The sequence below is a fragment of the Streptomyces sp. RLA131 genome, from assembly GCF_056270125.1.
On the sequence record NZ_JBWDOQ010000002.1, the window covers coordinates 3338514 to 3351261 of the forward strand.

Here is a 12748-nt window from a genome sequence, read left to right on the forward strand (position 1 = left end):
ATCCGGCACCCGGAGCGGGGGGTCGTGCACCGCAACCTCCGTACGACCGCCGCCGTACCGGGCTGCCTACCCCGTTCCAGGTGCCGAACCCTTGTGTCTCGCCCCCTGATGCAAGCGTCGGCCCCCACCGACGCTGTGAAAAAGCGTAGAGGCAGGGGCCGACAAAGGCTCCTCAATGGCAAAACTTGCTTGATGGAGTTGCCTTTTGTTGCTAATGGCGATCGGTTCAGGTCAGTCGGTGCGCACCCTCGTCCGGAACTGCACTGAAAACACGGGGAGTACGGAATCCGGCCGTGGCGAAGGCCGCGAGCACCGCCTCCGTCACCTTCTCCGCCGCGTCGTCCTCGACCAGCACGATCGCGGAGCCGCCGAAACCGCCGCCGGTCATCCGGGAGCCGAGCGCGCCGGACTCGTTGGCCGCCGAGACCACGAGGTCCAGTTCGGGGCAGGAGACCCGGAAGTCGTCGCGCAGCGAGGCGTGGCCCGCGGTGAGGACCGGGCCGATGGCGCGGTAGCCGGCGGGGCTGCCGTCCACCGCGAGGCGTACGACCTCCTCGACCCGGTGGTTCTCGGTGACGACATGCCGGGCCAGCCGGCGCTGCTCCTCGTCGTCCAGCCTGGCGAGGGCGGCGTCCAGGCCCTCGTAGGGGACGTCGCGCAGCGCCTCGACCTCCAGGGCCGCCGCGGCGGCCTCGCAGCCGGCCCGCCGCTTGCCGTACTCGCCCTCGCTGTGGGAGTGCTTGACCCGGGTGTCGACCACCAGCAGCCGCAGGCCCTGCGCGGCCAGGTCGAAGGGGATCTGCCGCTGTGCCAGGTCCCGGGTGTCCAGGTGCAGCGCGTGGCCGGCGGTGCAGCACGCGGAGGCGGTCTGGTCCATGATGCCGGTGGGGGCGCCGACATAGACGTTCTCGGCCCGCTGGCAGAGCCGGGCGAGCCGCCAGGGCTCCAGGCCGAGTCCGAACAGGTCGCTCAACGCCAGGGCGGTGACGACCTCCAGGGCGGCGGAGGACGACAGTCCGGCGCCGACCGGCACCGTGGACTCGAAGTGGATGTCCGCGCCGGTGACGGCGTGCCCGGCGTCGCGCAGCACCCACACCACACCCGCCGGATAGGCGGCCCAGCCCTCGACGGGCGCGTCCGGCGTCAGCGTGCCGAGGTCCAGCTCGACGATGCCCGCGCTCACGTCACCGGAGGCGGAGTGCAGCCGCAGCCGCCCGTCGGTGCGCCGGGCCACCGCCGCGACGGTGGTGTGCGGCAGCGCGAACGGCATGACGAAGCCGTCGTTGTAGTCGGTGTGCTCGCCGATCAGGTTCACCCGGCCGGGCGCCGCCCAGACGCCCTCGGGCTCGGCTCCGTACACCTCACGGAAGGTCTCCGCTGTCGTCATCGGTTGTTCTCCAGCTTCTGCGTGAACTCCCAGGCGTCGCGCACGATACCGGCCAGATCGGCCCGTGACGGCTTCCAGCCCAGCCGCTGCCTCGCACGCTCGGCGGAGGCCACCAGCACCGCCGGGTCGCCGGCGCGGCGCGGGGCGGCGACCTCGGGGACGGGGTGGCCGGTGACCTGGCGGACCGTCTCGACGACCTCGCGCACGGAGAAGCCGTTGCCGTTGCCCAGGTTGCAGATCAGGTGCTCACCGGCGGTCGCGTGGTCCAGGGCCAGCAGGTGGGCCTCGGCGAGGTCGGCGACATGGATGTAGTCACGGACGCAGGTGCCGTCGGGCGTGGGGTAGTCGTCGCCGTAGACCGAGATGGCCGCGCGGCGGCCCTGGGCCACCTGCAGGACGAGCGGGATGAGGTGCGACTCGGGGTCGTGGCGCTCGCCTGAACCCTTGTACGCGCCCGCGACGTTGAAGTAGCGCAGCGAGACCGCGGCCAGGCCGTGGGCGGCCGCCTCGCCGGTGATCATGTGGTCGACGGCGAGCTTGGTGGCACCGTACGGGTTGGTGGGCAGCGTCGGCTCGTCCTCGGTGATCGGGACGGTCTTCGGCTCGCCGTAGGTGGCCGCGGTGGAGGAGAAGACCAGTGTGCGCACGCCCGCCCCGCGCATCGCGGTGAGCAGCTCCAGCGTCCCGGCGACGTTGTTGCGCCAGTACTTCTCGGGGTCGGTCACGGACTCGCCGACCTGGGAGGAGGCCGCGAAGTGCAGCACGGCGTCGTAGGGGTCGTCCGGGGTGTCCAGGACGCGCGCGGCGTCGGTCTGGATGCGGCCCTCGACGAATACGGCGCCCTCGGGCACACCGGCCCGGAAGCCGGTGGACAGGTCGTCCAGCACGGTGACCCGGTGGCCCGCCTCCAGCAGGTGCCGGGCGACGACGCTGCCGACATAACCGGCGCCGCCGGTGACCAGGACCTTCTTCGTACCCGGGGTGTCGCTCACTGGGCCGCTGCCTCTCTGCTGTTTCCGCTGCCGGTGTCCCGCCGACCGTAACCGGGGGATCTGAGGTGCCGCTGAGAGCCTTCCATGAACGCGCTCATACGGGTCGTACGGCTCATCCGGACGCGACCTCCCGCAGCCGGGCGGCGGCGGCCTCCGGCGGCACGTCGTTGATGAACGCGCTCATCCCGGACTCCGAGCCGGCCAGGAACTTCAGCTTGTCCGCGGTGCGGCGGATGGTGAACAGCTCCAGGTGGAGGGCGAACTCGCGGCGCAGCTCGCTGCTGAAGGGCGCCTGGTGCCAGCCGGCGATGTACGGGGTCCCGGACTCGGCCCCGAAGAGCCGGTCGAAGCGGCGCAGCAGTTCCAGGTAGACGGCCGGGAACTCGGCGCGGGCCTCCTCGTCGAGGCCGAGCAGGTCGGGCACCCGGCGCTTGGGGTAGAGGTGGACCTCGTAGGGCCAGTGGGCGGCGTAGGGGACGAAGGCCGTCCAGTGCGCGGTGTCCATGACTATGCGGGAGCCGTCGGCGCGCTCGGCCTCGACCGTGTCGTCGAAGAGGTTGCGGCCGCCGGTGGCCTCGCGGTGCTGCTCCAGGGAGCGGAGCATCAGCTCGGTGCGCGGGGTGACGAAGGGATAGCCGTAGATCTGGCCGTGCGGGTGGCCGAGGGTGACGCCGATCTCCTTGCCGCGGTTCTCGAAGCAGTAGACCTGCTCGACGGCGGGGAGCTGGGAGAGCTCGGCGGTGCGGTCGGTCCAGGCGTCCAGGACCAGGCGGGCCTGGCCGGGGCTGAGGTCGGCGAAGGACTTGTCGTGGTCGGAGGTGAAGCACACCACCTCGCAGCGGCCCGCGTCGCCGCTGAGTGAGGGGAAGCGGTTCTCGAAGACCGCGACGTCGTAGTCCGTGTCGGGAATTTCACTGAGCCGCCCGTTGCGGGAGGGGCAGAGCGGGCACTCGTCGGCGGGCGGGAGATAGGTCCTGCCCTGGCGATGGGAGGCAACCGCCACGGAGTCACCGAGCAGGGGGTCCCGGCGGACCTCGGAGGCCGTGGAGACCGGGTCGAGCGGTCGGTGGTCCACCGCTTCGCGTACGGCGTCGTCCCGGCGGTCGTAATAGATCAGCTCACGACCGTCGGCGAGCCGGGTCGTCGTCTTCTTCACCGCGAGAGCTCCTTGCCCGTGTTGCCGACCACACTCATCCAACATAAACAAACACAATTAACCACAAGGCAACAGTTGCGTCAATCACTCAACATTTCGGGGAGGGATTTGCCCATGCACTACCTGGCCGACGAGCTGCGGCTGCCCACCAACGCGCTGGACTACTCGATCCTGGCGATCTACTTCGTCGTCGTCCTCGGCATCGGCTTCGCCGCCAGACGCAGCGTCAAAACCAGCCTGGACTTCTTCCTGTCCGGCCGCTCGCTGCCCGCCTGGGTCACAGGTCTGGCCTTCGTCGCCGCCAACCTGGGCGCCACCGAGATCCTCGGCATGGCCGCCAACGGGGCGCAGTACGGGGTCTACACCGTCCACTGGTACTGGATCGGCGCGATCCCGGCGATGGTGTTCCTGGGCCTGGTGATGATGCCGTTCTACTACGGCTCCAAGGTCCGGTCCGTACCCGAGTTCCTGCTGCACCGCTTCGACCGGCGCGCGCACCTGCTCAGTTCGGTGCTCTTCGCCTGCGCCGCCGTCCTGATCGCGGGGGTCAACCTCTACGCCCTGGCCATCGTGGTCGAGGCGCTGCTCGGCTGGCCGCAGTGGGTGGCCATCGTCGTCGCCGGGTTCTTCGTCCTCGTCTACATCAGCATCGGCGGCCTGTCCTCGGCGATCTACAACGAGGTGCTGCAGTTCTTCGTCATCCTGGCGGCGCTCATCCCGCTGACGGTGGTCGGCCTGGAACGCGTCGGCGGCTGGGGCGGGCTGACGGACAAACTGGACGCCTCGCACGGCAGCGACTTCACCAGCGCCTGGGGCGGCACCGGCATCGGCGATCCCAACCCGCTGGGCGCCAACTGGCTCACCATCGTGCTGGGTCTGGGCTTCGTCCTCAGCTTCGGCTACTGGACCACCAACTTCGCCGAGGTGCAGCGCGCGCTGTCCGCGAAGAACCTGTCCGCCGCCCAGCGCACCCCGCTCATCGCCGCCTTCCCCAAGATCTTCATCCCGTTCATCGTCATGGTCCCCGGTCTGATCGCGGCCGTGCTCGCGCCGGAGATCGGCACCGGCAGGTCCGACCTGACGTACAACGACGCGATCCCGCTGCTCATGCAGGACCTGCTGCCCAACGGCGTCCTGGGGATCGCGGTGACGGGCCTGCTGGCGGCCTTCATGGCGGGCATGGCGGCGAACGTGTCGTCCTTCAACACCGTCTTCACCAACGACATCTGGGGCGCGTACATCAGGAAGGACCGCCCCGACGCGTACTACGTGCGCTTCGGCCGGATCATCACCGTGGTCGGCGTGCTGGCCAGCATCGGCACCGCGTTCCTGGCGTCCAGCTTCAGCAACATCATGGCCTACCTCCAGACGCTGTTCTCGTTCTTCAACGTGCCGATGTTCGTGGTCTTCATCATCGGCATGTTCTGGAAGCGGACCACCCCGGCCTCCGGCTTCTGGGGGCTGCTCAGCGGCACCGTGGCGGCGATGATCAACTACTTCTGGCTCTACAAGCAGGGCGTCATCGGCATCCCGAGCGACCAGGGCGCCAACTTCGTCTCGGCGATCGTGGCCTTCGTCGTCGGCGCGGTGGTGATGGTGATCGTCAGCGCCTTCACCCGGCCCAAGCCCGCCGAGGAACTGGCCGGCCTGGTCTACGGCACCACCTCGCCCGGCATGGCCGAGCCCGCCGCCAAGGGCGACGACGCCTGGTACCGCAGGCCCGCACTGCTCGGCTGGTCCGCGCTGGTGCTCGCCGCCGTGTGCTACATCCCGTTCTCCTTCTGAGGCAGGCCGACATGAGCGAACACAGCGAACACAGCGAGTTCGACTACCAGCACCAAGTCGAGGAACTGGAGCACAGGTCCGCCACCGCGGCCCGGCTCTTCGACATCCGCCGCATCATCGGCGGTCTGTTCACGGTGTACGGCGTGATCGTCACCATCGCCGGCATCACCGCCTCCGACGCCGACATCGACAAGGCCCAGGGCATCAACATCAACCTGTGGACGGGCCTGGGCATGCTGCTGCTCGGCCTGCTCTTCCTGCTCTGGGTCAGGCTCAGCCCGCCGCCCCCGCCGCCCTCGGCGGAGGCGCTTCAGGAGGGCTCCGGCCCCGGGAACGCTCCCGGCCCGGAGGCGGGACCCGCCACCGGGCCGGCCGCCGGACCCGCAGCCGGACCCGGTTCCGTCCCCGGCGCGTGATCCGCGCGCGCGCCGCCCGCCCGGTCCAGCAGGCCGGTGCGGGCGGCGAGCGCCGCGGCCTCCAGCCGGGAGCCGACGCCGAGCTTCATCAGGACGCGCTGGACATGGGTCCTGGCGGTGCTGGGCGCGATGCGCATCCCCGCCGCGATCAGCCGGGTGTCCTCCCCCTCGGCGACCCGGACCAGCACCTCGATCTCCCGGGGGGTGAGCATCTGGAGCAGCCGGGTGCCCTCGTCGTCGGGCTCCACGACCGGGTTGAGCAGCTCCGCGAAGGCCGCCTGGAGCAGTCCCGGGGCCACCGCCACCTCGCCCGCCCGGGCCTTGGCCATGGCGCGCTCGACGCCCTCGATGCGCTCGTCGTGCCGTACGTAGCCGGAGGCGCCGGAGGCGAAGGCCGCCGCGATGCCCCGCGGGTTCGGCACCGGCCCGAGCACGATCACCGCGACCCCCGGCCGCTCCTTCTTGATCCGTACGATCGGGTCGAAGACGCCCGGCTCGCCCGGCGCGGCGGTGCCGATCAGGCAGACCTCCGGGGACCGCGACAGCACCAGCTCGGCCGCCCCGGACGCGGGTGCGGCCGCCGCCAGCACCCGGTGCCCGCGCAGTTTCAGTGCCGAGGCGAGCGCCTCCGCCAGCAGCCGGTGATCGTCCACCACAACAAGCCGTACGCCCATGTGGCGTTCCCCTCATCCCCCCCAGGGAGCGGCGAGGCCCGGCCTCGCCCGACTCCACGCCGGTCCCCCCTCGTGCCGTAGCGCGGCCCTCCCCGGCGCCCCAGCTGTGCCCTCCGTCCGGGCCCGGGTACAGGCCCGCAAGCTACACGCTTGTTCGACTTTCTGCGCCCCCTACTGGTCAGAACCTTCACTCATTACCGAAATTCCCGTATTTCTTGGCTGGTTCACCCACGAATCGGTTCGTTTCCGTCCGATCATGATCACCCGAATGCCGCGACCGACTTCTGGGTGGAACCGTCGGCTCCGCTGGAGCCCAGGGCCCGGACGGTGGCCGCCGTCATGAAGAAGTGCTTCTTGTACATCCACAGGTAGTCGCTGGAGTAGAACAGGTCCTCCAGGTCCTTCCCACTGTCCGGTAGCTCCATGTATGGCGTGACTTGATGCGTCGAGGTGTCGACGGCGATCAGCCGGCCCGGCTTGTCGTACGTGGCCTCCTGATAGCCGATCACCCGGTCCCCGCCGTCGTCGAGGCCCACGATGGTGACCTCCCGCTCCTCGTCCGGCTTGGCGAGCCACTTGGGCTTGCCGGTGCTCAGGTCCAAGGCGGCGATCTCGTTGGTACGGCCGTAGGAGTCGCTGCCGCTCCCGGAGTGCGACTTGGTGGTGAAGTAGATGGTGTCGTCGTCCAGCGCGTAGTCCTGGCAGCGGCCCTCACCGACCACATGGCAGTCGATGCGGTACTTCGCCTCGGCGCCCGCGTTGCCCAGCGAGATACGGGACTTCATCTTCCCGCCCTCCAGATGAACCACGTCGGACAGCAGCGAGCTCGACCCGGCGGCCAGCCCGACCACCACCGGGTCGGTGGAGACGATGCTGTTGACCTCGTTGTGCGAGGGCACCGGCCAGGTCCACTGCTTCTTGCCGGAGCCGTCGATCCCCTGGACGTAGTACGAGCGGTCGCTGTACGTGCCGCACTGGATGACCGCGACCAGCTTCGCGCCGCCCTTGTAACCGATGTCGCTGCACTCGGCGTTGTCCTTGGGCGTCCACAGCAGCTTGCCGGTGCTGATCCGGTACGCGGCGTTGCTGCCGCCGATCCAGGCCACCGCCGCGGTGTCGCCGGAGACCGCGATCTGCCCGTAGCTGAAGGACGTACGGCCGTTCTCCACCGGCAGTTCGTGGTCCCACAGCTTCTTGCCGCCGGCGATGTCGATCGCCATCACCCGGGAGCACCCGGTGCCGTACTGCACCACGATCCGGTCGGCCGACGACTCCCTGGAGCCGGGACAGGACGGACCGGACAGGGGTATCGACCAGTTCCGGTGGCCGCTGTCGATGTCGAAGGAGGTCACCGAGTCCGGCATGGTCTTCACGATCGCCCGGGCCGTGAACCACACGTCGGGCAGCGCGGCACCGTACTCGGACTTGGGCGGCCGGTCGGCCTCGGCGGTCCACAGGGTCGAGGCCTTGATCCCGGCGCCGGAGGAACCTGATGAGGATGCCCGGGAACTCGCCCTGGAGTCCGAGGGGTCCGTGCCGTCGTCCCCGCCCGAGGTCGCGATCCACACCCCGGCGACGACGACGAGGGCGGCGGCGGCCGTTCCCGCGACGATACCGATCACCTTGCCGCCGCCACTGCCGCCCCGCGGCGGCTGCGGCGGCAGCGGGGGCGGGTAGTAGGGCTGCTGGTACGGCTGTTGCTGGTACGGCGGTTGCTGCTGGTACGGCGCCGGCGGCGGCTGGGGATACGGCTGTTGCTGCTGAGGGTACGGCTGTTGCTGCTGGGGGTAAGGCGGGAACTCGGGCCGACCGTAGGGGCCCTGCGGCGGAGGGGGCGGGGGCGGCTGCGACATGCGGCATTTGTATCACCGGAAACTCACAGACCGGCCCGTCACCCCGGCACCGTTACCCCACTGCTACGCGTCCTCGGCCAGCTCCAGCCAGCGCATCTCCAGCTCGTCGCGCTCACCGCTGAGCGCGCGCAGCTCGGCGTCCAGCCGCCCGACCCGCCCGAAGTCGGTGGCGTTCTCGGCGATTTCGCCGTGCAGCCTGGCCTCCTTCTCGCCGATCCGGTCGAGCTGACGCTCGATCTTCTGCAGCTCCTTCTTCGCCGCCCGGCTGTCCCCGCCGCCCTTGGGCCTGGCGGCGGCGGCCGGCGCCGGGGCGGGAACGGCCGCCTCGGCGATCCGCCGGCGGCGCTCCAGGTACTCGTCGACGCCGCGCGGCAGCATGCGCAGCGTCGCGTCGCCGAGCAGGGCGTGGATGTGGTCGGTGGTGCGCTCCAGGAAGTACCGGTCGTGGGAGATCACCACCATCGAGCCGGGCCAGCCGTCGAGGAGGTCCTCCAGCTGGGTCAGGGTCTCGATGTCCAGGTCGTTGGTGGGCTCGTCCAGGAACAGCACGTTCGGCTCGTCCATCAGCAGCCGCAGGATCTGGAGCCGCCGGCGCTCACCACCGGACAGGTCGCCGACCGGCGTCCACTGCTTCTCCTTGGTGAAGCCGAACTTCTCGCACAGCTGCCCGGCGGTCATCTCCCGGCCCTTGCCGAGGTCGACGCGCTGGCGCACCTGCTCCACCGCCTGCAGCACCCGCCAGGTCGGGTCCAGCTCACCGACCTCCTGCGAGAGGTAGGCCAGCTTCACGGTGCGGCCCACCGTGATCCGTCCGGCCGCCGGCTGCTGGTCCCCGTCGCTGTACGCGGCCTCCGCCAGGGCCCGCAGCAGCGAGGTCTTCCCGGCACCGTTGACCCCCACCAGCCCGATCCGGTCGCCGGGGCCGAGCTGCCAGGTGAGGTGCTTGAGCAGCACCTTGGGGCCCGCCTGGACGGTGACGTCCTTGAGGTCGAAGACCGTCTTCCCCAGCCGCGAGTTGGCGAACTTCATCAGCTCGGCGCTGTCGCGCGGCGGCGGCACGTCGGCGATCAGCTCGTTGGCGGCCTCGATGCGGAAGCGGGGCTTGCTGGTCCGGGCCGGTGCCCCGCGCCGCAGCCACGCCAGCTCCTTGCGCATCAGGTTCTGCCGCTTGACCTCCTCGGTGGCGGCGATCCGCTCCCGCTCGGCCCGCGCGAAGACGTAGTCGCTGTAGCCGCCCTCGTACTCGTGGATGTCGCCGCGCTGCACATCCCACATCCGGGTGCAGACCTGGTCCAGGAACCACCGGTCGTGGGTGACGCAGACCAGGGCGGAACGGCGCACCTGGAGGTGGGCGGCGAGCCAGGAGATGCCCTCGACGTCCAGATGGTTGGTCGGCTCGTCGAGCACGATCAGGTCCTGCTCGTCGATCAGCAGCTTGGCGAGCGCGATCCGGCGCCGCTCACCGCCGGACAGCGGCCCGATGACGGTGTCCAGCCCCTGCGGGAAGCCCGGCAGGTCCAGCCCCCCGAAGAGCCCGGTGAGCACATCGCGGATCTTCGCGTCGCCGGCCCACTCGTGGTCGGCCTTGTCGCCCACCACCTCGTGCCGGACCGTCGCCTCCGGGTCCAGGCTGTCGTGCTGCGTCAGCACGCCCAGCCGCAGGTCACCCAGGTGGGTGACACGGCCGGTGTCCGGGTCCTCCAGCTTCGCCAGCATCCGGATGAGGGTCGTCTTGCCGTCGCCGTTGCGGCCGACGATGCCGATCCGGTCGCCCTCCGAGACGCCGAGCGAGACTCCGTCCAGAAGGGTACGGGTGCCGTACACCTTGCCGACGGACTCGACGTTGACCAGGTTGACGGCCATTTTTCTCCATGCGCGCGGGGGAGGGACAGTCCTACCAGCCTAATGCGGGCGGGTACCTGCCCGAGTACGCCGACGGACGCCGGCGCCTCCGCAGACCTCGACCAGGGCCCAGCCGCCGAGCGCCATGGCGATCGCGGCGGGCGCGGTGATCCGTACCGCGATCAGGACGGCGGAGTGCCCCTCCAGGAGGCCGCCGAAGCCCACCGCCGACAGGCCCAGGACACCGAGCAGCGCCAGGGTGACGCCGAGGGCCGCGCCGGGGCCGCCCAGCCGGGCGGCGGGGACAGCGGCACGGGACACGGGCGGGCGCTCGGCGGGCGGGCGCTCGGCGGGAGGCCGTTCGGCGGGAGGCCGTTCAGCGGGAGGGTGCTCGGCGGGAGGCCGTTCGGCGGGCGAGCGCTCGGCGGACCGGAAGACGGCGACCAGCACCGCGGTGACCACCACGGCCGCGGCGATCCGGACCGGCACCTGCGCCCACCACGCGGCGCCGCCGGGAGCCGGGAGCGGGAGACCGAGGGCGAGGACGGCCGCGTACACGGCGAGCATCGCCGTCAGGTGCCACAGGAAGGCCGTCATGGCGATGCCGTTGGCCACCACCACACCCCGCCAGACCCGCGGCCGCTCCAGCAGCCGCCCGGCCGGCCCCCGCAGCAGCTCGACGGCGCCCACCAGCCACAGCCCGTGGCAGAGCAGCGCGAAGGTGGGCGGCGCCATGTTCGATATCCGCTCCCCCGGCATCCCCACCATCGACAGCGGATACGGGCCGAACGCCACCAGCGCCGCCGCCCCCGCCAGCCCGGTCACCGCCAGCGCGGCGGGGACGCGCGGCCCGCGCAGCCGCCCGTCCGCCCGCAGGAAGCCCAGTTGGTGCACCGCCAGCCACACGAACCCGAAGTTGAGGAACGGTATGTACGGCACCCCGCCGACGAAGCGCAGCACGTCCACCACCGCCGCACCGCCGGCCAGCCCCGCGAAGGCGCCCCAGCCGTACCGCTCGTGCAGGCGCAGCAGCGGCGGTGTGAAGGCCACCATCGCCAGATAGATCCCGATGAACCACAGCGGCTGCGCGACCAGCCGGGCCGCGACCTCCCCCAACGCCCCGCCCGTACCGAGCAGTTGCAGCGCCAGAGCCCCGGCACCCCATACGGCCGTGAATACCGCCGTAGGCCGCAGCAGCCGCTGCAACCGGGCCCGCAGGAAGGCCGCGTAAACGCCCTGGCCACCCGCCCGCCGCGCCTGCGACCGGTAGGACAGCGCGTGCGAGAACCCGCCCACGAAGAAGAACACCGGCATGATCTGGAGCAGCCAGGTGAGCGGTTGCAGCGCCGGGCGGATCGCCAGCAGGTTCCCCACCCCGGCCGTGCCGTCCGGCCCGACGGACACCGCCGCCATCAGCCAGTGGCCGAGCACCACCGTGGCCAGCGAGGCCACCCGCAGCAGATCGACGTACCGGTCCCGCCCGGCGGGAGTGGCGGCGGCGACCGCCCGTGCGTCCATGTTCGGCGTCATGCCCGAACGATCCCGCCACCGGCCGCCCCGGCATCAGGTCCGGCCTACTCAACTCGGCTGCCCGGCAGCTGAGTACGGCTACTCAGCTAGCCGACGACCGTCGCGCCCGGCGCGGGCCCCGAGGTCACCCGCACCGCCCGGCAGGTGCCGGAGGCGGTGAGGGCGGCGGCCACGCCCGCGGCCGCCTCGGCGTCCTTGGCGAGGAACGCGCAGGTGGGGCCGGAGCCGGAGACCAGGGCGGCGAGGGCGCCGCCGTCGGTGCCGGCGGAGAGGGTGGCGGCGAGGGCGGGGCGCAGGGACAGGGCGGCGGCCTGGAGGTCGTTGGTGAGCGCGCCGGCGAGGGCGGCCGGGTCGCCGCCGCGGAGGGCTTCCAGGAGCGCGGGGGACGGCTCGGGTTCGGGAACCGCCGCGTCGGCGCGCAGCCGGTCGCACTCCCGGTAGACGGCCGGGGTGGACAGGCCGCCGTCGGCGACCGCGAAGACCCAGGAGAAGTCGCCGCCGGTCTCCAGGGGCGTCAGGATCTCGCCCCGGCCCCGGCCGAGGGCGGCGCCGCCCAGGAGGCTGAAGGGGACGTCGCTGCCGAGGTCGGCGCAGATGCCGAGGAGTACGTCACGGGGGGTGTCCAGGCCCCAGAGGGTGTCGCAGGCCAGCAGTGCGCCGGCGGCGTCGGCGCTGCCGCCCGCCATGCCGCCGGCCACCGGGATGTCCTTGGCGATGTGGATGTGCACGGCGGGCGAGCCGAGGCCGTGGTGCCGGGCGAGGGCGACAGCGGCGCGGGCGGCCAGGTTGTCGCCGTCCAGCGGTACGTGCTCCGCGTCCGGGCCCTCGACCGTGATCCGGAGGCCGTCGGCCGTGGGGGCTCCCGTCGGGTCCCCCGCGCCGGGGGCGCCGGCTGCCAGGGGGGTGACCGTGACGTGGTCGTACAGGCCGACGGCGAGGAAGACATTGGCCAGGTCGTGGAAGCCGTCCGGGCGGAGCGGGCCCACGGCGAGCTGGACGTTGACCTTCGCGGGGACGCGGACGGTGACCACGGGGCGTGCTCCTAGCGTGGTGGTGGCGGTGACGGTGGGCGCGAGCGCGGGGCGGGTGCGGTGCGGGTGCGAGCGCGGGGCG

9 protein-coding genes and 1 pseudogene are annotated in these 12748 nt (G+C 71.6%); 2 read left to right on the forward strand and 8 right to left on the reverse strand.

Translation table 11 applies throughout. The annotated features are described in order from the left end of the window. Positions 1 to 226: 226 nt before the first annotated feature. From galK to galT, 3 genes are all read right to left on the reverse strand, one after another. On the reverse strand, positions 227 to 1387 hold the full coding sequence (gene galK / locus RWE79_RS16055) for a galactokinase (protein ID WP_475940755.1): 1161 nt from the start codon (positions 1385 to 1387) through the stop codon (positions 227 to 229). Next, positions 1384 to 2379 (reverse strand): UDP-glucose 4-epimerase GalE, encoded by a 996-nt coding sequence (gene galE, locus RWE79_RS16060; protein WP_475940756.1) that lies wholly within the window; start codon positions 2377 to 2379, stop codon positions 1384 to 1386. Before galE ends, galK begins: the two co-directional genes overlap by 4 nt. A 112-nt stretch (positions 2380 to 2491) precedes the next feature. Next, positions 2492 to 3535 carry a galactose-1-phosphate uridylyltransferase gene (galT, locus tag RWE79_RS16065; RefSeq protein WP_475940757.1) on the reverse strand — a complete coding sequence of 348 codons (1044 nt, stop codon included), beginning with the start codon at positions 3533 to 3535 and terminating at the stop codon, positions 2492 to 2494. Positions 3536 to 3649: 114 nt separating this feature from the next. Here galT and RWE79_RS16070 point away from each other — a divergent pair, with 114 nt between their 5' ends. Beyond that, positions 3650 to 5320 carry a sodium:solute symporter family protein gene (locus tag RWE79_RS16070; protein ID WP_475940758.1) on the forward strand — a complete coding sequence of 557 codons (1671 nt, stop codon included), beginning with the start codon at positions 3650 to 3652 and terminating at the stop codon, positions 5318 to 5320. An 11-nt stretch (positions 5321 to 5331) separates the two neighbouring features. Next, positions 5332 to 5649, forward strand: a pseudogene (locus tag RWE79_RS16075) (hypothetical protein); the annotation flags it as partial. Here RWE79_RS16075 and RWE79_RS16080 read toward each other — a convergent pair. From RWE79_RS16080 to RWE79_RS16100, 5 genes are all read right to left on the reverse strand, one after another. Beyond that, positions 5631 to 6410: a helix-turn-helix transcriptional regulator gene (locus RWE79_RS16080; RefSeq protein ID WP_475940759.1), complete on the reverse strand. Its 780-nt coding sequence runs from the start codon at positions 6408 to 6410 to the stop codon at positions 5631 to 5633. The pseudogene RWE79_RS16075 and the gene RWE79_RS16080 overlap by 19 nt on opposite strands. 260 nt (positions 6411 to 6670) lie before the next feature. Then, positions 6671 to 8263 (reverse strand): outer membrane protein assembly factor BamB family protein, encoded by a 1593-nt coding sequence (locus tag RWE79_RS16085; protein ID WP_475940760.1) that lies wholly within the window; start codon positions 8261 to 8263, stop codon positions 6671 to 6673. 63 nt (positions 8264 to 8326) lie between these two features. Beyond that, positions 8327 to 10126, reverse strand: coding sequence for an ABC-F family ATP-binding cassette domain-containing protein (locus RWE79_RS16090; protein ID WP_475940761.1), 1800 nt, complete (start codon positions 10124 to 10126; stop codon positions 8327 to 8329). A 39-nt stretch (positions 10127 to 10165) separates the two neighbouring features. Continuing rightward, positions 10166 to 11635: an acyltransferase family protein gene (locus RWE79_RS16095; protein ID WP_475940762.1), complete on the reverse strand. Its 1470-nt coding sequence runs from the start codon at positions 11633 to 11635 to the stop codon at positions 10166 to 10168. A gap of 86 nt (positions 11636 to 11721) precedes the next feature. Continuing rightward, positions 11722 to 12666, reverse strand: coding sequence for a 4-(cytidine 5'-diphospho)-2-C-methyl-D-erythritol kinase (locus RWE79_RS16100; RefSeq protein ID WP_475940763.1), 945 nt, complete (start codon positions 12664 to 12666; stop codon positions 11722 to 11724). Positions 12667 to 12748: the final 82 nt, after the last annotated feature.